Source organism: Flavobacterium ginsengisoli, assembly GCF_029625315.1.
Lineage (GTDB): Bacteria > Bacteroidota > Bacteroidia > Flavobacteriales > Flavobacteriaceae > Flavobacterium > Flavobacterium ginsengisoli.
The window spans coordinates 2229986-2252919 of sequence record NZ_CP121110.1 but is presented as its reverse complement, the minus strand read 5'-3'; the positions used below and the strand labels follow the sequence as shown (position 1 = coordinate 2252919).

The 22934-nt window shown below is 35.3% G+C and carries 15 protein-coding genes; 11 read left to right on the top strand and 4 right to left on the bottom strand.

Annotation, left to right across the window (positions count from 1 at the left end):
- Positions 1–3 precede the first annotated feature (3 nt).
- From P5P87_RS10530 to P5P87_RS10485, 11 genes are all read left to right on the top strand, one after another.
- Positions 4–1956: an alpha-galactosidase gene (locus P5P87_RS10530; RefSeq protein ID WP_340696672.1), complete on the top strand. Its 1953-nt coding sequence runs from the start codon at positions 4–6 to the stop codon at positions 1954–1956.
- The gene (locus tag P5P87_RS25875; protein WP_340696671.1) at positions 1925–2209 is read left to right on the top strand and encodes a GH36 C-terminal domain-containing protein; all 285 of its coding nucleotides are present in this window, start codon (positions 1925–1927) and stop codon (positions 2207–2209) included. The genes P5P87_RS10530 and P5P87_RS25875 overlap by 32 nt, the downstream gene beginning before the upstream one ends.
- Before the next feature lie 69 nt (positions 2210–2278).
- Positions 2279–3295, top strand: a complete 1017-nt coding sequence (locus P5P87_RS10525) for a GntR family transcriptional regulator (RefSeq protein ID WP_278022504.1) — start codon at positions 2279–2281, stop codon at positions 3293–3295.
- Positions 3296–3453: 158 nt separating this feature from the next.
- On the top strand, positions 3454–4326 hold the full coding sequence (locus P5P87_RS10520; RefSeq protein WP_278022503.1) for a sodium:solute symporter family transporter: 873 nt from the start codon (positions 3454–3456) through the stop codon (positions 4324–4326).
- 299 nt (positions 4327–4625) lie between these two features.
- Positions 4626–4892 (top strand): hypothetical protein, encoded by a 267-nt coding sequence (locus P5P87_RS10515; RefSeq protein ID WP_278022502.1) that lies wholly within the window; start codon positions 4626–4628, stop codon positions 4890–4892.
- 448 nt (positions 4893–5340) lie between these two features.
- On the top strand, positions 5341–8367 hold the full coding sequence (locus P5P87_RS10510; protein WP_278022501.1) for a SusC/RagA family TonB-linked outer membrane protein: 3027 nt from the start codon (positions 5341–5343) through the stop codon (positions 8365–8367).
- Between the two features lie 26 nt (positions 8368–8393).
- The gene (locus P5P87_RS10505; protein ID WP_278022500.1) at positions 8394–9926 is read left to right on the top strand and encodes a RagB/SusD family nutrient uptake outer membrane protein; all 1533 of its coding nucleotides are present in this window, start codon (positions 8394–8396) and stop codon (positions 9924–9926) included.
- A 190-nt stretch (positions 9927–10116) separates the two neighbouring features.
- On the top strand, positions 10117–13062 hold the full coding sequence (locus P5P87_RS10500; RefSeq protein ID WP_278022499.1) for a discoidin domain-containing protein: 2946 nt from the start codon (positions 10117–10119) through the stop codon (positions 13060–13062).
- 127 nt (positions 13063–13189) lie between these two features.
- Positions 13190–15073 carry a glycoside hydrolase family 95 protein gene (locus P5P87_RS10495; RefSeq protein WP_278022498.1) on the top strand — a complete coding sequence of 628 codons (1884 nt, stop codon included), beginning with the start codon at positions 13190–13192 and terminating at the stop codon, positions 15071–15073.
- A gap of 37 nt (positions 15074–15110) precedes the next feature.
- A complete protein-coding gene (locus P5P87_RS10490) occupies positions 15111–15524 on the top strand; it encodes a glycoside hydrolase family 95-like protein (RefSeq protein ID WP_278022497.1) in 414 nt (137 codons plus the stop codon).
- 286 nt (positions 15525–15810) lie between these two features.
- Positions 15811–18078 (top strand): GH92 family glycosyl hydrolase, encoded by a 2268-nt coding sequence (locus tag P5P87_RS10485; protein WP_278022496.1) that lies wholly within the window; start codon positions 15811–15813, stop codon positions 18076–18078.
- 86 nt (positions 18079–18164) lie between these two features.
- Here P5P87_RS10485 and P5P87_RS10480 read toward each other — a convergent pair whose 3' ends face one another.
- From P5P87_RS10480 to P5P87_RS10465, 4 genes are read right to left on the bottom strand one after another with little or no spacing between them, the layout of a single operon-like run.
- A complete protein-coding gene (locus P5P87_RS10480) occupies positions 18165–19271 on the bottom strand; it encodes a tetratricopeptide repeat protein (RefSeq protein WP_278022495.1) in 1107 nt (368 codons plus the stop codon).
- Positions 19225–19458, bottom strand: a complete 234-nt coding sequence (locus tag P5P87_RS10475) for a tetratricopeptide repeat protein (RefSeq protein WP_278022494.1) — start codon at positions 19456–19458, stop codon at positions 19225–19227. The genes P5P87_RS10480 and P5P87_RS10475 overlap by 47 nt, the downstream gene beginning before the upstream one ends.
- The gene (locus P5P87_RS10470; protein ID WP_278022493.1) at positions 19415–21484 is read right to left on the bottom strand and encodes a DUF5107 domain-containing protein; all 2070 of its coding nucleotides are present in this window, start codon (positions 21482–21484) and stop codon (positions 19415–19417) included. Before P5P87_RS10470 ends, P5P87_RS10475 begins: the two co-directional genes overlap by 44 nt.
- An 18-nt stretch (positions 21485–21502) precedes the next feature.
- The gene (locus P5P87_RS10465; RefSeq protein ID WP_278022492.1) at positions 21503–22909 is read right to left on the bottom strand and encodes a sugar porter family MFS transporter; all 1407 of its coding nucleotides are present in this window, start codon (positions 22907–22909) and stop codon (positions 21503–21505) included.
- Between the last annotated feature and the right edge of the window lie 25 nt (positions 22910–22934).

Sequence of the window (22934 nt, the reverse complement as noted above, 5' to 3'; positions counted from 1 at the left end):
AAAATGAAAAAACAAAGTATCAATTTAAGGCAGTCTTTTGCGATAGCATTTTTTATTCTCACGAGTTATTGCAGTTCAATAACAGCACAAGAAATTATAGCTGTAAAAACAAAATCAAATGCATTGGTTTTACAGGTAAATAAAGGCAAAGAAGTAAGTACTATTTATTTAGGAGAAAAATTGGCAAACGATTCAGATTATGCCAAAATACAAAGTCAGTTTCGTCAAGGAACCGATTATTCAGGTATTTATAATGCCGCTTATACTGCTTCTGGATCTAAAAATTTATTAGAACCAGCTATTACCGTAACTCATGCTGACGGAAACACTTCGTTAGATTTGTTATATGTAAGCCATAAAACCAACACGGTTAGTACAGGAGTTTCTCAAACCGAAATCACTTTAAAAGATCCAGTATATCCTGTTGAGGTTCATTTGTTTATTCAGGCGTATTACGATACTGATGTTATTGAGCAATGGACAACCATTCAGCATAACGAAAAAGGAAGTATTACTTTAAACAAATATGCTTCGGCTAACTTATATTTAAAAGGATACAACAATTTCTATTTAAACCAATATCATGGTGAATGGGCCAAAGAAATGCAATCTGAGGAGGCTAAAATTACTCACGGAATTAAAACTTTGGATACTAAATTAGGCTCACGTACCAATTTATTTCAGCCTTCAGTATTTATGGTTTCTTTGGACAAACCAGCTTCAGAAGACGAAGGGAAAGTTTTATTTGCAGGTTTGGAATGGTCAGGAAACTTTAGAACTGATTTAGAACTAGATCCGTTGAATAACCTTCGAGTAATCTCTGGAATTAATAATGCAGCGGCTGCTTACAAACTGGCTAAAAGCGAAGTTTTTACAACACCTAAATTCTGGTACACTTTATCATCTAAAGGAAAAGGACACGCAAGCCGTAATCTGCACGATTGGTCAAGAAACTATAAAATCTTAGACGGAAAAGGAGATCGTTTGACATTGTTGAACAACTGGGAAGCAACCTATTTTAATTTTGATGAAGATAAACTGAAAGTCTTAATTGCTGACAGTAAAAAATTGGGCGTAGATATGTTCTTGTTAGATGACGGATGGTTTGGAAACACTTATCCGCGTAGCAATGACGATGCGGCTTTAGGAGATTGGGAAGTTAACAAAAAGAAATTGCCAAACGGAATTGGAACTTTAGTTAAAACAGCCAAAGACAATCAGGTAAAATTCGGAATCTGGATTGAGCCAGAAATGGTAAATCCGGCAAGTGATTTGTACAAAAAACATCCAGAATGGATTGTAAAACAGCCAGGAAGAGCAGAACATTATTTCCGTAATCAGTTGGTTTTAGATTTGTCTAATCCAAAAGTTCAAGATTTTGTTTATGGAGTTGTAGACAATCTTTTTACCGAAAATCCAGAATTGGCTTATATTAAATGGGATTGTAATGCAGTAATTTACAATGCATATTCTAGTTATTTAAAAGACAAACAAAACAACTTTTATACAGATTATGTAAACGGACTTTATAAAGTATTAGAGCGTATTCGTGTAAAATATCCAACAGTACCAATGATGCTTTGTTCTGGTGGTGGAGGAAGAGTAGATTACGGAGCTTTGAAATATTTTACAGAATTCTGGCCAAGTGACAATACAGATCCTTTAGAGCGTGTGTATATGCAGTATGAGTACTCTTATTTTTATCCTGCTTTAACAATTGCAGCGCACGTTACAGATTGGGGAAAACAGCCTTTAAAATACCGTACAGATGTTGCTATGATGGGAAGATTAGGTTTTGATATTGTGGTGAAAGAATTAAACGATAAAGACTTAACTTTTACACAACAAGCGATCAAAAATTACCATGCATTAAGCAATACTATTTGGCATGGTGACCAATATCGTTTACAAGATCCGTACGGAAATGATGCTTGCGTCTGTAATGTTTGTCAATAAAAATGGAAATGAAGGAGTGGTTTTCAGCTATTCTGTTAATTCAAGATATGAAGCAGGAACACATCTTCCAATAAAATTAAAAGGATTGCAAGCAAATCAAAATTATAAAATAGAAGAAATCAACGTATATCCAGATAAAAAACCAGTAGTAGAAACAGCGGTTTATTCTGGCGATTTCTTAATGCAAGTGGGAATCAATCCAAATGTTACGCCATCAAACAGCAGCGTGGTTTTAAAAATTACTAAAGCTTAACTAAATTATAAACATTAGTATATATTTGTAATACTATATTTTCTAAATAAATACCTATTAAAACGTTTTATGAAGCAAATTATTCAGCAGATCAAAAATCTTGAATCTATTAATTCCTTATCTAAACATGAGCAATTGGTTCAGGGGATAATTAATGCCATTGATGAAAAGGTAGTCACAAAAGGCGATTTGCTTCCGTCTGTAAATACTTTTATAAGCGAACTGGGTTTTGCAAGAGAAACCATTGCAAAAGCTTATAAAGAACTTGTTCACAGAGGAATAATCGAATCTAAAAATAGATTGGGTTACTTTGTTGCCACTAATGATGTAAAGCAGGAGTTGAAAGTTGCATTATTGATCTTTGCATTTGATATTTTTCAGGAAACGTTTTATGAGAATTTTAGAAAAGGGCTTGGAAAGAATGTGCAATTGGATATTTTTTTCCATCACAATAATTTTAGCACTTTCGAAAACATTGTTCAGAATATAAAAGGAAAATACGGAATGTTTGTTATTGCTCCGATTCCTAGCAAAAAAACGCCAGATGTCTTAAAACAACTTCCAACAAACAGAGTGTTATTGGTAGACCGTTTTATAGAAACAGATGAAGATTATAATTATGTTGCACAAGAGTTTGGAGATTCGTCTTACAATGCTTTTGTGCGACTTAAAGATAAAATTAAAAAATACGACGAATTAGTTTTCTTCTTTAAACCGTCGTCTGCAGAACCTAATGAAATTTTAAATTCCTTCAAAAGATTCATGAAAGATTATGATATCAAAGGAGTTATAAAAGAGGAATATACGGCTGGTTCTCTAGAAAAAGGAAAAGTTTACTTTACCATTCATAATCTCGAACTTTGGGAAATGTTGAAAGACTCAAAAATTAAAGGTTTGAAAATTGGTAAAGACATTGGGTTTATCTCACACAATGATGATATAGTAAAAGAGATCATTTTTGATGGAGTCACGACATTTTCTACTGATTTCGCAGAAATGGGAAAAAAAGCGACCGATTTTGTTTTAAACAGAAAAAAAACTCAGGAAATCATTCCAACAATTCTTATAGATAGAAATTCGTTGTAATTTATGAACGTTTCATCCATTGTTAGTTTTTTACTAATAACAGGTTTAGTTGCCGTAATTTCAGCATTAAAAACTCGGAAAAAAAGGTTCAGACAACAGATGGACTTTTTTTTGCCGATCGTAACAATAATTTTTTTATCGTTGGAGGAGCCTTACTATTGAGCAATATCAGTGCTAATCAGTTTATAGGCGAAAACGAATCTATTTACAATAATAATATGAGCGTGATAGCATGGGGCGTAAGTTCTGTGCTAGCCATGCTTTTGGTTGCTGAGTTCTTCCTGCCAATTTATTTCCGTACTGGAGCCATGACCATTCCAGATTATCTAGGAAAACGTTACGATCATTCTACTAAAAGACTAGTTTCGATAATATTTCTCTGCAGTTATGTGGTCAATTTGCTTCCTGCTGTTTTATATGGAGGCGCAGTTGCCTTAACCGGAATGTTTAATTTTTTACAACCTTTAGGATTAACCTATTGGCAGAACATTTGGTTTATGGTTTGGGTAATCGGACTTACAGGATGTGCTTATTCTGTTTTAGGCGGTTTGCGCGCCATATCAATTAGTGACACGGTTTTAAGTATCGGATTGCTGACAATTGGAATTGCTTTTCCGTATTTTGGATTCAAATATTTAGGGAACGGAGATTGGTTTAAAGGTCTCCATATTCTGCTTTCAGAACACAAAGAACATTTAAATTCTATTGGCGGATCTCAAGATGAGATTCCGCTTAATACCATTTTTACAGGAATGTTTATCATGAATCTGTACTATTGGGGAATGGAACAATTTATTGTGCGGCAAGCGCTTTCGGCCAAAAGTTTATCGCATAGTCAAAAAGGTATGGGATTGGCTTGTTTAGGAAAGTTGCTTTGCCCTTTCATTATTAATATTCCTGGTTTAGTTGGAGTTCATCTTTACGATAAATTAGAAAATACAGCAGAAGTTTTTCCGCTAGTAATAAAAGATACATTGCCAGGAGTAATGATTGGTTTAACTGCCGCTGTAGTTTTGGGTGCTCGCAATTAGTACTTTTAATGCGGGACTTAATAGCAGTAGTACATTATTTGTGCTTAACCTCTATAAACCGTGGTTGGAGAAAAGAAACAAAGAAGTAACAGAAAGGCATCTGGTTTACACTGGACGCAAGTTTGAGATTATTGTCTCGGCTCTAGCAATGTTTTCAGCTCCATTTATCATTTTTAGCAAGGCAGGTTTTTATACCTATTTGCGAGCAATTAGGAGGCATGTTTTGTGTGCCAATTTTTACCATTATTCTAGTAGGTTTTGTATTTAAAAAAGTACCGCCTCAAGCGACAAAAATTGGGATGATATTTTTTATTCTTAGCTATATTATTTTTAATTACCTTCTAGATATTCAACTGCATTATCTGCATATGTTAGCTTTGCTATTTGTGCTTACTTCTGTATGTATGTTGGTGGTTTCTAAATTTTATCCTAGTTACAGTTATGCTGAAATTAAACTGGAATCGGTTGAATTAACTCCTTGGAAGAACCGATATTGGTATTTCGCCCTTTTATTGATTGGTATGCTGAGTATCTTTATATTATTTTCAAAATGGGGAGTCGCATAGTTCTAAAATTCTAAGAATCAGAGAAATTAAGATTTAAAACTTTTTGATAGAGATGCACTATAGTGCATCTTTTTTGTTTCACTTAAGAAGTAAAATCTTGTTTTTTTTTTGAAAATTAAGTTTGCTAGACTAGGAATTAAATTCATACGATTTTCCTTGTTTTAAGCATAATACTTTTAATGTTTTGTCTGATATTTCTTTAAAATGATTCGCCATCTATTCTGTTTTTCGTTTTTATTCCTGTGTATTTGTATTAAAGACGAAATAAATCACTGAAAAAAATAGCAAATTCTTAAACATAAATTTGGATGTAATAAAAATATTTGTATGTTTGTAATGTTGTAGTATAGTATAGTATAAGTCAATTCGTTTTCTCATATTCTAGATGCTCAATAAACAAATAAAAAAACTAACTCTCTAATTTATTAACTAAAAAAACCAAATTATTATGAGAATTGCAATAAGATACTTATGCTTCTTAGTAGTTATGCTTTCTGCCGGTACAGTTTATTCCCAAACCATAACCGGTAAAGTTACAGATAATGAAAACTTACCTTTGCCTGGAGCAACCATTCTGGTAAAAGGTACTAAGATTTCTACAGCTACAGACATTGATGGTAGTTACAAATTAACAAACGTAAAATCTGGCTCCACACTAGAATTTAGTTTCATCGGATTTGATTCAAAGACTGCAACAGCAAGTAAATCTGAAATTAATATTTCTTTGACTCCAAGTACACAAGAACTGACTGAAGTTGTAATCGTGGGGGCCAAAATGAAAAAAGGAGATTTAACAGGAGCTGTAAGCAGTGTTTCTGGCGACAAGCTTCGAGAGGTTCCTACGCCAAATGTAGTGCAGGCACTTCAAGGACGTTCTTCTGGTGTATATGTTCAACAAAGTGCTGTTCCTGGTCAAGCAGGTTCAATTAGAATTAGGGGGAATAATTCTCTAAACTTTGGAGGTAACCCAATATTTGTAATTGATGGTTTGATTACCGATAGCAATTTTGAAAACATTAACCCTGACGATATTGCGAGTATGGAAATTCTTAAAGATGCTTCTGCTACCGCATTATATGGTTCAAGAGCGGCTAATGGAGTAATCGTAATTACAACCAAAAAAGGTTCAAGAACAGGAGAAGCAAAAATACAGTATGATAGCTGGACAGGTGTATCTGAATTTGCAAGAACTATCCCTTTGATGAATGGCCAACAGTTATTTGATCTAAGAGTTGATGCTTATGCAAATCGCTATATGGATGAACATCCAGGGGCTGATCGTCTTGCTTATATCAATCAAATTAAATCAGATGGTTCTACAGTATTTGCGCCTTATGAATTGGAATCTTATAGAACTGGTAAAAGTTACAATTGGTTAGACCAAGTAACGCGTTCAGGCTTTCAAACTAACCATAATTTAAGCTTTAGCGGAGGAGGAGAGAAAGGAACTTATTTTGTAAGCTTTAATTATGTTGACCAAGAGGGACTTCTTAAAAACTCTGATTTTAAAAGATATAACGGAAAAATTAACCTTACGCAAGATTTAAAATCATGGTTGCAGTTCGGTACCAATACTACTTTTTCAAGAAGTGAAACTAACTATCAAGAAGGAAGCGCTTTTGGAGTGGCATTGGGAGCAAATCCATTATTGCCTATAGATCCTAAGGCTACTTATCTTAGATATGGTGAAGTATTTGACCAAAATCTTTATAATCCGATAAAAAGTCTTGATATCATAAATTCAAGTACACGTAATAGACTTACAAGCAGTAATTTTTTAAGCCTAAAACCAGTAAAAGGACTTGATATCAGAACTACTCTTTCTATAGACGTTACAGATCAGGCAAACTTTGATTATGTGCCAAGTTATACAGGACAGTCGCTTAGAAACTCTATGAACGGAGAAGCGCATCATTACAGATATTCACAATTTAATTACCAATGGGATAATACCGCAACTTATAGCAGAGTCTTTGCTGAAAAGCATGATGTAAGTTTAATGGGAGGATTCTCTGTGATGAGCAACTCAGATAATTCAACCGATGTTAGAGCTCGCGGATTTGTTAGTGATGATTTGACCTATATGGCTTTATCTGGTGCTTATCAAAAAGATAATGCGCAGTTGGGTTCAAAATTTACAAATTATTCAAACCAATCGTATTTCGCTAGATTGAACTATACTTTTGATGGAAAGTATAATATTACAGGTACAATAAGAAGAGATGGTTCTTCTAAATTCGGTCCTAACAACAAATGGGGAACCTTTCCTTCAGTAGCAGGAAGTTGGGATATTGCTAAAGAAAATTTCCTTCAAGGATTTGAAAAATTAAGCCAGCTTAAGTTTCGTGTAGGATATGGTATGGTTGGTAATCAGAATGTGGATCCTTACAGATATTTTGCCTTGTATAATGCACAAGTGAGCAACAATTCTGGGACTTATGTGTCTGACAACTATATTGATAATTTTGATTTAAGATGGGAAAAACAAAAACAATTTAATATTGGGTTAGATGCTGGTTTCTTCCAAAACAGACTGACTGCAAGTGCTAACTATTTCCATATAAATAATGACGACCTTTTAATGATTCGCAATATGCCAGTTTCATCTGGATATAAATACAAGCTGGATAATATTGGTGCTACTACTAATCAGGGTTTCGAATTAGAGCTTAGCGGCGACATTATTAAAAACAAAGATTTAAGATGGAATGTTTCTGCTAACATATCATCAGCAAAAAATAAGGTTACAAAACTTTATGGAGATGCTACAGAGATATACAATTTAGGTGGTTATAGCAACAATGAGATCCAACGTACAGGAAACTTTTTCTTAGGCCAATCAGTAAACACAGTTTATGTATTTCAATATGATGGTATAGCACAACAAGGAGAAGACCTTAGCAAAGTAAATTACGGAAGCCGAACTGTTCAGCCTGGAGATATTAAAATTAAAGATCGTAATGGAGACGGTGTAATAAACGATCAGGACAGATATGTGGTTGGTGATTTAAATCCTGATTATTATGGTGGTTTTTCTACAGATGTTAATTACAAAGGTTTTGGATTAAATGCCGTATTTGCTTATTCAATAGGAGGTAAGAGACCAAGCGGAACTTACGAAAGTTACATGAACTCAGGAGGAATGAGTGCAGCACACACAGATCTTTTGGATCGTTGGACTCCTACTAATACTAATACAGATGTGCCAAGAGCTTATTATGGAGGAGGAAGATATACTTTAGGCGAAACAGATAAGGCAATTCAAGACGCTTCATTCTTAAGATTAAATGCACTTACATTATCGTATACATTAAAAGATAAAGTTGCAGAAAGTGTTTTTCTTAGAAACGCAAGATTTTATCTAACAGGATCTAATTTATTTATCATTACTAAGTATAAAGGCTATGATCCTGAAGGAGGAGATTCTTATCCAATGTCTAGAATGATAGTTATGGGATTAAATGTAACTCTTTAATCAAATTAATTTTAAAAATTATTTTTATGAAAGCAAAAATTATAGCCTTTTTGGCTCTAGCTATATTATCAGGATCCTGCTCTTCAGATTTTTTGGATGAAGACCCTAAAAGTTCACTTACTGCTGCCCAAGCTTATGGCAGTTTAGGAAAAATAGAACCTGTTCTATTAGGAGCTATAACGAATTGGAGAAATATGCAAAAAGACCGTGCTGGTCTTTATACTTCTCTTGGTACAGACGAAGCGCAACAAGGAGCTTTGCAGGTAACTGGAGATGCAAACCAAGCAGGACTTGATTTGTACAATGGTTTTTTAAGCCAGGAGAATCAGGCAATTGGGCAATTATGGAATGACAGATGGCCAGTAATTGAAGTAGCGGCACAATCTATTAGAGCATTAGGAATCAATACTGAAGAAGATAGCGCAAAACGTGACCTTTTAATGGGGGAAGCTAGTTTTTTAAGAGCTACATTAATGTTTGAGCTTACACAATATTGGGGAGAAATACCAATTAACGATAAAGCAAAATCGGCAGAATTTGGCTTAAAACGTCAGCCTCTACCTTTGGTGTATTCTTATATAGTTGCCGATTTGGAAAGAGCAGTTGAAAAACTTCCTGCAACACAGAGCAATCCTGCATTTCCTGCAAAAGGAGTGGCTCAAGCACTATTAGGGAAAGTATATCTATATGCTCCACAAGCGTCAGGATACCGTGATTATGCCAAAGCAAAACAATGGTTTGAAGAAGTTATTAAATCTGGAAAATACAGTTTGTTGCCTAATTATGCAGATGTTTTTAGCCCAGATCATGCTAACTCTCCAGAATCTTTATACGAATGGCAGTATACTAATAACTGGCCAGATAACAACCAAATACAATGGCAGACAGGCTCAAGAGTTTTGGCTAACATGGATCAGTACGCTTATTTTGGTGGTTATGACTTAATTCTTCCTACTCAATATTGCTATAAAGATAAAACTGATGGAGGAATATGGGAAGCAGGTGATATGCGTAAAGCGGCGAGCATTCGTTATGACTTTACCTATAAAGGAGTTGTGCCAACACTTCCAGCTGGTTTTGGTGGTGATGAGTTGGATCCGCACATTAAAAAATACGAAGATATTCGTGTAGATGGAAAACAATCGTTTTGGAATTCAGGAAAAAACAAACCATATATCAGATACTCTGACGTATTACTTAGCTACGCAGAATGTTTAAATGAATTAGGAAACACAACAGAAGCCGAAGGATATGTAAATCAAGTTCGTACAAGAGCTTTTGGAGGAACATTGCCTGATGCAATGAAGTGGAGTGGACTTTCTCAAACGCAATTTAGAGTTCAAATTTTGGATGAACGTATGCGTGAATTAGCTTTTGAAGGTTGGAGAAGAATGGACCTTATTCGTACAGGAAAATTGGTAGAATTAGTAGGTGCTCGCAACAAATGGGCTAAACAAAACGGTACAATTGCTGAATTTCACAACCGTTATCCTATTCCGATTGGAGAGATCAAGCTTAATGATGAAATTGGTCCAGAGGATCAAAATCCTGGTTATTAATATCTAAAAAAACTTTAAATAGTAATTTTTTATTTTTTGGTCATGTGATTTGGTTAATATCACAGTTTTGATTTGTAATGCCATTTTGGGTATAGGTGTAGTAACAGTACTGAGCTTTTCTGTTAGAAACTGAGCCCAAAATGGCACTCCTATTTTAATAAATTACAATTTTATAATCATTCAAATAACAATGAAATTCTATACTATTCAGTTTTATCTCTATTTATTTGTTTTAAATGCCCTATCGTTAAATTTTTATGCTCAAAATAGAGTAAGCTTAAATTCTTCTGATATTGCTTGGAAAGTAAAACCCCAAGCAGAAATTGGAAAAGACAGTCTTAAAATATTTACTCCAAACTATTCAGATGCCGATTGGGTAAAAGCAGTTGTTCCGGGAACTGTCTTTAATTCTTATGTAGTAAGCGGATTAGAAAAAGATCCAAATTTCGGCGATAATATTTATCAAGTCGACAAAGCAAAATATGACCGCAGTTTCTGGTATCGAACAGAATTTACGATTCCCGAAAACTTCACTAAAGAAATTATCTGGCTTAATTTTGAAGGAATAAATCGCGAAGGAGAAATTTACCTTAACGGAAAAAAAATCGCAGTTTTAAGCGGTATGATGCAGCGAGGAAAATTTGATATTACAAAATTGGTGCATCGTAAAGCAAAAAACGTTTTAAACATTTTGGTAAGCATTCCTAAACAGCCTTTAAACAATTACGGAAGTCCGACTTATATTTCTAGCGCTGGCTGGGACTGGATGCCATATGTTCCAGGATTAAATTCAGGTGTTACAGATGACGTTTTCTTAAGCAACACCGATAAAGTAACTATTGCAGATCCTTGGGTTCATACCAGTTTGCCAACAAATGCTCGTGCCGATCTTGAAATAAAAGTAGACCTTAAAAATTCATCAGCACAAAATCAGGAAGGTGTTCTTACCGGAGTTATTATGCCAGGAAATATCACTTTTTCTAAAAAAGTAAGTCTTGATGCCGATGGAATTACAAATGTAAAATTAACAAAAGAACAGTTTCCAGAACTTTCCATTCAAAATCCGAAATTATGGTGGCCAAACGGTTACGGAGATCCTAATTTATACACTTGTCAGTTTACGTTTAAAATTGGAAATGTAGTTTCAGATAGCCAGAAAATAACTTTTGGCATCAAAAAATATACTTATGATACAGAAGGTGGCGTGCTCCATATTTCCATTAACGGAAAACGTGTTTTCTTGAAAGGAGGAAACTGGGGAATGAGCGAATACATGCTGAGATGCAGAGGCGAAGAATACGACTTGAAAGTCAAACTTCATAAAGAAATGAATTACAATATCATTCGCAATTGGTTAGGATCAACTACAGACGACGAATTTTATCAAGCCTGCGATAAATACGGTATAATGGTTTGGGATGATTTCTGGCTGAATGCCAATCCAAATCTGCCATTAGATATTCACGTTTTCAACAGTAATGTAATCGAGAAAATAAAACGCGTTAGAAACCATGCAAGTATTGCACTTTGGTGCGGCAATAACGAAGGTCTTCCGCAACCTCCATTAAATGGTTGGATTGCCGAAAATATTAAAACATTCGACAACAATGATCGTTATTATCAACCATGCTCCAATACAGGAAATTTAAGTGGAAGCGGACTTTGGGGAAATAAAGATCCAAGATTCTATTTTACAAAATATCCAGAACCTTATGCAGGAACAGGCGACGGTCCAAGCTGGGGTTTAAGATCTGAAATTGGAACAGCCGTTTTTCCTAATATAGAAAGCTTCAAGAAATTTATTCCAGAAAAAGACTGGTGGCCAAGAAACGATATGTGGGACAAGCATTTCTTTGGACAAAAAGCATTTAATGCAACTCCAGATAATTATGATAAAAGCATAAACGAGCGCTATGGAAAACCTAATAATTTGGAAGAATACACAAGAAAAGCCCAATTATTAAACATTGAAACTAACAAAGCCATGTACGAAGGATGGTTAGACCATATGTGGGAAGACGCTTCGGGAATTATGATCTGGATGAGCCAATCGTCTTATCCAAGTATGGTGTGGCAGACTTACGATTATTATTATGATTTAACGGGAGCCTATTGGGGCGTAAAATCGGCTTGTGAGCCTATGCACATTCAGTGGAGTCCAGTGAATAATTCGGTTAAAGTAATTAATACCACAGGAACCGATTATAAAAATCTAAAGGCAGAAGCTATTGTCTACAATTTAGATGGTAAAGCAGTGACGAAATTCCAACAAAATGCAGTTGTAGATTCTTATTCAAATACAGCAACAGAAAGCTTTGTGATTCCGTTTTACTCGAATCAGAAAGATTTGGCTTTTCAAAAGAATGTTACAGCATCTTCTACAGATGGAGGAAATGTAAAAGACATTGTTGACGGTGATTCTAATACCAGATGGGCAAGTAATTCAACAGACAATGAATGGATTTACGTAGATCTTGAAAACGAATACGTGATCAATCGCGTGACTCTAAATTGGGAAAATGCTTTTGGGAAAGAATATAAAATTCAGATAAGTTCAGATGCAAAAAACTGGACCGATGCAAGTGTAATAAAAGACGGAAAACAAGGACTTCAAAATATAGCATTTGATGAGGTAAAAGGACGTTATGTTCGAATGTTAGGCATAAAACGAGGTTCTGGATGGGGTTATTCTTTATACGATTTTCAGGTTTTTGGAGCAGAAAATAGTACAGATACTTCAGATTTAAGTCCAGTGCATTTTATTCGCTTAAAGCTAAAAGACGCTCAGAACAAGGTAATCAGTGAGAATTTTTATTGGAGAGGAACCAATATGAAAGACTTTACAGCATTGAACAATCTGCCAAAGGCAAACGTAAATGTAACTTCGAAAGTGGTAAAACAAAACGGAAAATATGTGGTAAAAGCAAAAGTTTCTAGTACGTCAGGAATTGCTTTTGGAATTCAGATGCAGGTTTTAAATGATAAATTAGGAACTCAGATATTACCCGCAATTGCAAGCGACAGCTATTTCACTTTGTTAAAAGGAGAAAGCAAAGAAGTTATAATAGAATTTGATGAATCAGCTTTAAAAAATGGAGAAAAGCCAGTTGTAAAAGCGATTCCATACAATAAATAAAAGTTCTATTTCTACAAGGTTTCTAAAAACCTTGTAGAAATTTTTTAAAGTTTTTTAATACAAATTAGGGCAGATTAAAAATTATTATAATTTCTTTAATCTGTGGCAAAAGAATAAAACTATGAATATGAAAATAATCAAACGGTTTCTTTTTGTACTACTGCCATTTCTAGGTTATTCGCAAAATAATCAGCTAGAACTATGGTATACAAAACCAGCTTCTCAATGGGAAGAAACATTGCCTTTAGGAAACGGGCGTTTAGGAATTATGCCTGATGGCGGAATTGAAACCGAAAAATTAGTCCTAAATGATATAACACTTTGGAGCGGATCTTCGCAAGATGCAAATAATTATAAAGCGTATACTTTTTTGCCGCAAATAAGAGAATTATTATTGGCCAATAAAAACAGTGAAGCTGAACAGCTTATCAATCAAAATTTTGTTTGTACAGGTCCTGGTTCAGGAAGCGGTGACGGTGCCAATGTACAATTTGGATGCTATCAGGTTTTGGCTGACATGACATTAAAATTTGATTATAAAACTAAATCTCAACCTGTAAATTACACCAGAAATCTAAACATTCGAACCGCTCTCGCTTCAACTCAATTTGCGATTGACGGAGTAACGTATAAACGGGAATATTTTGCAGGTTTTGACGATGATGCTCTTTTTGTGAAATTGACTTCAAGCAAAAAAGGAAAATTGAATTTCACAGTTCAGTTGAATAGACCAGAACATTTTAAAACCGAAAACGAAAATGACAATTCTCTTGTAATGACAGGACAATTGAACAATGGAATTGACGGAAAAGGGATGAAATATAAAGCCAAAGTAAAAGCTAAAATTACAGATGGAAGCGCTTTTTATGCCAATAATACCATTGAAGTAAAAAATGCAACTGAAGTAATTCTGTACATTTCAGCAGGAACAGATTTTAAAGATAAAAGTTTTGAGTCTTCTGTAGATAAAATTTTGGATGTAGCGATGGAGAAAAAATACGACGATCAGAAGAAAATACATATTCAAAATTATCAGAAACTGTTTAATCGCGTGGCTTTAAATTTTGGAAAACCAGTTCAAAAAACATTGCCTACAAATGAACGTTTAGATGCGTTTTTAAAAGAACCAGATTCAGATACTGAGCTTCCTGTTTTGTTTTACCAATACGGACGTTATTTAAGCATTAGCAGTACAAGAGTCGGATTGCTGCCTCCAAATTTGCAAGGATTATGGGCGCATCAGGTTCAAACTCCGTGGAATGGCGATTATCATCTTGACGTAAATGTTCAGATGAATCATTGGGCATTAGAAACAGGAAATCTATCTGAATTGAATCTTCCGCTAAAAGACTTGGTAAAAGAAATGGTTCCTTACGGAGAAAAAACGGCAAAAGCCTATTACAATGCTGATGGATGGGTGGCGCATGTAATCACGAACGTCTGGGGATTTACAGAACCAGGAGAAAGCGCTTCTTGGGGAATTGCAAAAGCAGGATCAGGCTGGCTTTGCAACAATTTATGGAATCATTATTTGTATACCAAAGACCAAAATTATCTAGCAGAAATTTATCCGATAATCAAAGGAGCGACTCAGTTTTACAACAGCATGTTGGTAAAAGATCCAGAAACAGGTTGGCTAGTAACTTCGCCATCAGTATCGCCAGAAAATTCATTTTTGCTTCCAAATGGTCAGGACGCGCATGTTTGCATGGGGCCGACAATCGACAATCAAATTGTACGTGAATTGTTTAATGGTGTAATTACAGCTTCTGAAAAACTCGGAATCGATTCTGAATTGCGAAATGATTTGGAAAAAAGGCTGAAATTATTACCGCCTTCAGGAGTTATTGGTCCAGACGGAAGAATTCAGGAATGGCTGAAACCTTATAAAGAGCCAGATCCGCAGCATCGTCACGTTTCTCATTTGTACGGATTATATCCAGCCTCTTTAATAACCCCAGAAAGTACTCCAGATTTAGCAGAAGCAGACAAAGAAAACTTTAGAAGTTAGAGGAGACGACGGCCCAAGTTGGTCAATTGCTTATAAAATGCTTTTCTGGTCTAGATTAAAAGACGGAAACAGAGCTTATAAATTATTGAAAACCATTTTAAGGCCAACTCTTGCAACAAATATCAATTACGGAGCCGGAGGAGGAGTTTATCCGAATCTGCTTTCTGCTGGCCCGCCTTTTCAAATTGACGGAAATTTTGGAGCTACGGCAGGAATTGGAGAAATGCTAATACAAAGCCATGCAGGATTTATCGAATTATTGCCGGCAATGCCAGACGCTTGGCTAAAAGAAGGCGAAGTAAAAGGACTTAAAGCAGAAGGAAATTTTACTATAAACATGAAATGGGAAAAAGGTAAAGTGACGAAATATGAAGTTTTATCTCCTGTACCAACAAAGGTGAAAGTAAAAGTGAATGGTGAATTGAAAGAGATTACTTCTTCTAAATTATAAGTTGGGGTAGTAATCCTGCAAGTTTTTTAAAACCTTGTAGGTTTAGTTTTTTTATCTCGATTTAAAATATAATACCTACAAGGTTTTGAAAACCTTGCAGGAGTAAAACAGTGACTGAATTGCCTCCAGCTTTAGCTGGAGGTTTATAAAAGTCTATTAAACAAAGGGCTTTAGCCAAAATCGTAGTGTTTTGGCTAAAGCCTTATTTGAATCTAATTTCAATAACCTACAGCTAAAGCTGGAGGCAATTCAAAAAAATGAAATCATATTTCAAAATCTTTACAAAATGAATCTCAATAAAATAATACTTTGTGGTGCTATCTTGAGCTCCATAATTCTTGGAGCACAAACTAAAGAAAAAGTCACTTCACATGTAAATCCGTTTATTGGAACGGGAGCAGCAGATGGATCGCCTTTGTCTGGAAATAATTTTCCTGGTGCCACAGTTCCTTTTGGAATGGTACAGCTTAGTCCAGATACGCGCAGTACACCGGATTGGAGTGTAGCCTGCGGTTATAATTACAATGACACCACAATTGCAGGCTTTAGCCACACTCATTTAAGCGGAACAGGCGTAGCTGAATTATTTGATGTAATGCTGATGCCTTTTAGCGGTGCAATTGTGAAAGAAGCTGAAGGAGAAAATGCCTATCAGTCGAAATTCTCTCATAAAAATGAAACAGCAAAACCTGGTTATTACAGTGTTCAATTATTAGATTATCAGGTAAAAGCAGAATTAACGGCAACTACACGAGCGGGTTTTCATAAATACAGTTTTCCTAAAAATAAAGAAGCGCATATTATCATCGATTTAGATCATTCGATGAAAAAATCAGATTGGAACACGCGAATTATTGCCTCCCAATTATCATTTCCAAATAATCATACAGTTGAAGGATATCGCATTATTACAGGTTGGGCGCCTATGCGAAAAGTATATTTTCATGCAGAGTTTTCACAACCTATAATTCGTAATCATGTTAAAGACGGCGGTAATAGTTATGATAATGCTAGAATAGTAAACGGAAATGCCATAAGAGCCATATTAGATTTTGATGTTTCAAAACAGCAGGAAGTTTTTGTAAAAGTGGGAATCTCTGCAACAAGTATAGAAAATGCACGATTGAATGTAGAGTCTGAAATTCCTGCTTGGGATTTTGAAAAAAAGGTAAAAGAGGCAGATGCCGTTTGGGAAAAAGAACTCGGTAAAATAAAAATTGATGGCACAGACGAGCAAAAACAGATTTTCTACACTGCTTTGTATCACACTTATATTCAGCCAAATACTTTGTCGGATGTAAATGGCGATTATCCTTCGGCAGATTTTACAGTTAAAAAGGCTTCAAAACCTTATTATTCTACCTTTTCTTTGTGGGACACGTATCGTGCAGCGCATCCGTTATACACTTTAATTCAGCCAGAACGTTCAGCCGATTTCGTAAACAGCATGCTGGCGTATTATAAAGTTTTTGGCTATTTACCAATTTGGCAACTATGGGGACAAGAAAATTATTGTATGATTGGAAATCATGCTATTCCAGTAATTGCAGATGCAGTAATGAAGAATTTACCAGGAATTGATTCCAATTTGGCTTATGAGGCTATTAAGAACTCAGCAATGCGCGAACACCCTGGATCTCCGTTTGGTATCTGGGAAAAGTTTGGATATATTCCAGAAAACTTAAAATCACAATCGGTTTCACTTACTTTAGAAATGGCTTACGATGATTGGTGTGTGGCTGAATTAGCAAAGAAATTAGTTAAAATAGAAGACTATAATCATTTTACAAAACGCTCTCAGTTTTATAGAAATCTATACGATAAAGAAATTGGTTTTTTTAGAGCTAAAGATGATAAAGGAAATTGGATTGGTCCATTTGATCCTTTAAAATATGGCGCTAATGGCGGTTATCCGTTTACAGAAGGAAATGGATGGCAATACTTTTGGTATGTTCCTCAGGATGTAAAAGGACTGATTGGCTTAGTTGGAAATGATCAATTGTTCACTAAAAAACTAGATACATTTTTTACTTTAGAAGATAAACCAGAAGAAGTAAATGATAATGCTTCAGGTTTTATTGGGCAATATGCTCACGGAAACGAACCAAGCCATCATATTGCGTATTTGTACAACTACGCAGGTCAGCCTTGGAAAACGCAAAAATATACTGCTGATATCATGAAAAAGATGTACAATACTACTTCATCAGGTTATTCTGGAAATGACGATTGCGGTGAACTTTCGGCTTGGTATATTTTTAGCGCAATGGGATTTTATCCTGTAAATCCAGCAAACAGAATGTATGTTATTGGCTCTCCAATTTTGAAAGAAGCAATAATTGAATTGCAAGGCGGAAAAACGTTTAAAGTAACTGCCAAAAATGTATCAGATCAAAATGTTTACATTCAGAGCGCAAAACTAAATGGTAAGACTTACACTAAAACCTTTATTAAGCAGTCAGATTTGGATTCCGGAGGAACTTTAGAATTTGTTATGGGATCAAAACCTAATAAAAAATGGGGAATAAGAACAGAAGATAGACCTGCAAATTAAATTTTCCTATTTTTATATATTAGAAAAAATAAAAGGTTTGATGAAATGAATCATCAAACCTTTTTCTTCAAAAAACTGTTTTTATATTAACCTATAAAAACTGATTCTTCATTTTTTAGAAGAGATAAATGTATCGTAACCCCTGAATGGCTTTTCTCTTCTGCTAGAACACTATTAAAAGTTTGTTCTGCTTCAGCTTTTTTATCAAGACCTAAAAGACCTAATCCTTGCATATACAAGCAGTGAATTTTGTTTCGTTTGTCCAGATCATCTTCCCAAATCATAAGATCTGGAAGTGATACCGCAAAATAATCAATCGTAACATGATCGTTTACGTGTTTTTTTGCGTATGCTACGAGCTTTTCAAAACGTTTATTCGCTTCAGCAAAATCATTTAATTTCAGATAAGCCAAGCCCTGATAGAAAATTTTGTCAGGCTGTTGGTCATTATAAAAAATAGCCGCTGTTGGTTCTTCTAAACCTTGCGTTGCTTTTTCCCACCAATTATTAGCTTGTTGTAGATCGCTTTTCTTTTCATAAGCAACACCAAGCCAGTAATGGATATCATTTTCCTGTGCTCCAGGTAATTTTCCTTCACCTAAATTATCAGGATAAATTTGTGCTTGTTCCAAAAGCGCTATGGCTTTATCATAGTTTCCTTGCGTAATTTCCTGTTTTGCAATTTCAGTTAAAGAAATCAAATATTGTCCGCTTACTTTTCCTTCACCGCCTTCCCAAGGATGGAACATTCGGTTTTGCAGTAACGTAAGTGCTTTATCGTGTTTCCCTAAAAGATTATACAAAGCAACTCTTTCTAAATACACGTCATCTCTTTGAATAACCAATTCTAAATGTTTTTCTAAGAAGGCCAACCTGAAAACCAAATCTCTATTTAAACGTTTGTACAACTGATCCAATTCCATTAGAATTCTTGCATCTTCCAAATCAAGTGAAAATGCTTTTTCCAGACTTGCTAGTGCTTTTTGCTCATCGTTCAATTTGTTGTAATAAGCCAATGAAAGATTACGGTGTACAGTTGGAAAACTATCATCAATTGAAACCGATTTTTCCCAACACGAAATCGCATCATCATAAAATTTTGATGCATACCAAAAGTTTCCTAGATAATACAGCGCTTTTGCATCGTTAGTCTGTTTCTCGATAACTTCTGAAAGCACCAAAGCAGACTTCAATCTGATTTGGGAAACAATAATCAGGTTTTGCTTGAGAAGCCATCTTGAAACATTTTTCAGCTTGATTAAAATCATTCAGCTTTTCATAAAACGAACCCGCAAAATACCAAGCCATCGGATAGGTATTTTCGTCTTTTAATCCTTCACTTAATAAAGCAGAAGCTTCTTGATACAAACCTGTCTGCATTGTAATCTAAGGCATATTCGATATACGTATGAATGTTGTTTCGAATAAGTGCATTTAAATACGTTAAATCCTGTTTGTCATTACTTAGAAGATACTTTTCGAATAGCAGTCCAAAATTGAAAGAATCATTCTCTAAATAAGCATTAGCAAGCTGAAGCGCTTTCTCTTTTCGGTTTAATTTTCTAAGAAAAGCCACCTGCAAATGCAATGCTTTATGATCTTCTGTATTTTTAGAAATCGCTTTTTGAATGTGAGTTAAAGCTGAATCGAAATCACCTTTTAAAGCATCAAGCTGCGCTACATAAAAATAACCCTGATTCTGCCAAGCTGCATTCCAAGTCGATTTGTAAAAAGCATCGTATGCTTCTTCGTTTTTATTTTGATATTTAAGTGACAATCCTAAATTGAAATACGCTTCTCCATCATACGGATTTGGATTTCGCTGTGTAAGCGTTTTAATAGCGACTCTGAAATATGGCTCACTTTCTGCAAATTTTGCTCGACGCATCAGCCATAATCCCATTGCATTATTAGCACGAACATCACCAGAATCACGTTTAAGCGCTTCTTCGTAATACGGAATCGGACTATAAGTGGCGTGTCTGTATTGCTCTAAATGCTGCGCTGTCAGGAATAATTGCTCGTTATTTTCTATATCTTCAGGTGCAAGAGCAGGTTTTGCGGCTTCTGGAATCTCATCTTCGTTTTGAGCTTCGTAATTCCAATCTACTAAAACCTTTTCATCAGCATCTGTTACAGTAATTGACAATCCTTCTAAACCTGATGAGGTATTGAAATCAATTGTTTCTTCAAATGAATTGTATGGCGATGCATCATATTGTTTTTGGAATAAAACTGAGCCATTATTTTTTAAAGTCACCGTCGTTTTTGGATAAACTCCAGTTGTGTATGCTTTAATAACTAATTGATCGCCGATGTTTTCTAAGTTAACCATCGCATTTTTGGTTGCATTTTTTACTACTCCCAAATCACGATATGGCATAAAATACTGTGTGAAATCTTTTTGCTCGCCTGGCATAATCCAAGTAAAATCAGGCTGATTATCCGTATAAACACCACACATCAATTCGATATACGGACCATCTTCATCAGTAAGATTTCTGTCCCAAGCACGTCCAAAATCGCCATGTCCCCAAGTCCATTGTTTTTTTCCTGGAGAAACATGATGATTGGCAACGTGCAATAAACCACCTTTTGAATCATTTTCGTATCCGCCAACAAAATTATATTTTGAAGCAATCGCCATATAAGAAGTCGGAACCGGAATGTTTTTATAACGTGAAATATCTGTTCCAGGCGAATAATCGACTTTATAATACGTTCCTTTTGCAATTGGGAAAGAGGAAACATCACGTTTTCCGTGATCAAAAACAGCATTTACATCAGGCGGAAAAACCGATTGATAATCGTCGTTTACTTTTACAGCAGGATTTGCCCACCATAAAAAAGTCTGTGGAAATGACGTTCTGTTGTATAATTGCGCTTTAATTTCTAAATACGCTTTATCAGGATATAGTCTGAAACCAGCCATACCTTTGGTTCTAAACATACGCTCAACTTCGCTGCACCAAACCGTTGCGCTTCCGTCTTCATGTTCTTCAATCGTAAAATCTACAGGGTCAAATGTAGTTGGTCTGTGGTGTTGAGGCCAGTTAAATTCGATTCCGCCAGAAATCCACGGACCTGTAAGTCCTACCAATGCAGGTTTTACAACCTGATTGTAATATACAAAATGACGGTTTTTAGTTTTGTCATAAGCCATATGAACTCTTCCGCCAAGTTCAGGCAGAATCATTATCTTAAGGAATTCATTTTCAAGATATACGGCCTGATATTCTTTATCTGTTTTTTCGTCCGCTATTTTTTCAATAACCGGATAAGGATATACCGATCCGTTACTTCCCTGATACACTCTTTTCTCAATAAATACAGGATTTTTTTCAGGTTTGCCCACCTCATAAGTTGGCAGGATTATTTTTTCCTTCCAAACATTTACTTTTTGCATGATGTAATGAAATTTAAATTATTGAATATGTTTTGATTGATCAGCAGCCATAAGCTCCTCAATCTCTTCAAGACTTTTGTTTTTTGTTTCAGGAAGTTTTCTGAAAACAAATAGAAATCCTAAGGCACAGATAATTCCATACAGCCAGAAAGTGCCTGACGTGCCCAGATAGTTGTTAAAAATTGGAAAGGTCTGTACTAATATTGCAGAAGCAATCCAGAGCGCAAAAGTGGCAATAGACATTGCTACACCTCTAATTCGGTTAGGGAAAATTTCAGATAAAATAACCCAAGTAATAGGAGCAAGAGACATTGCATAAATGGCAATGGCTAATAATACCAATAGCAACAATGGAAATCCGGTAACATTGGTATAATAAAAATATCCTAGTAAAGCATAGATTACAGCAAGTGCTCCAGAACCAAAAAGCATTAGTTTTTTACGGCCTAATTTGTCTACAGTTCCCATAGCAACTAGAGTGAAAACCAAGTTAATGCTTCCTGTTATCACAATATTCATGAACAAATCGTTTATACTGTAACCAGCCGAAACAAAGATTTCTTGAGCGTAATTGAAAATGATATTAATACCGCACCATTGTTGGAAAGCGGCCAATACGATTCCGATAATTAAGATCGAAAAAGCTTTTTTGTCGAATAATATTTTGAAATCGGTCTTTTCGCTTTCGTGTGTAAAAGTTTCTTTAATTTTTGAAAGCTCTTCTCTAGCATAATCAATTCCTCCAATTTTAGCAAGAGTGTCTTCTGCCGAATTTTGATTGTCTTTTTTAGCCAAATATCTTGGGCTTTCTGGAATCAGAAACATTAATAGAAAGAAAAGAACAGCCGGAAAAATCCTGCCCAAAACATCCATCGCCATCCAGTTTGTCCGTTCCAAGAAGCAAGAATCTGTGCGTGAGAGTAACCAGTTGGAATAACTTCTGTGATTAGCATGTTTGTAATCTGTGCTCGCAAGAATTCCGATAACTACGGTAAGTTGGTTTATGGACACGAAAAGCCCGCGGGTTTCCTGAGGTGCGATTTCTGCAATATATAAAGGCGAAATGGTAGAAGCAACTCCAATTCCGATTCCTCCAATAATACGCCAGACAATAAATATGTTGAAGGTTTCTGAAGCTCCTGTTCCAATTGCCGATAAGGAGAATAATACGGCGGCAGCAATCAGTAGAGGACGTCTTCCGTAAGTGTCGGCTAGTTTTCCTGCAACAGCGGCACCTGCCACACAGCCAACAAGAGCACTGCTCATTGCCCAGCCTTGAAGAGCTGGAGAATCTGAAATGCCAAAATAAATTTCGTAAAATGGTTTTGCTCCGCCAATAACAACCCAGTCGTAGCCAAAGAGTAAACCACCCAGTGCTGCAACTAGACTAATTGATAGTAAAAAGGTATAATTGTAATTTTTCATAAAAAGGTTTTAATAGCTTTTGTAA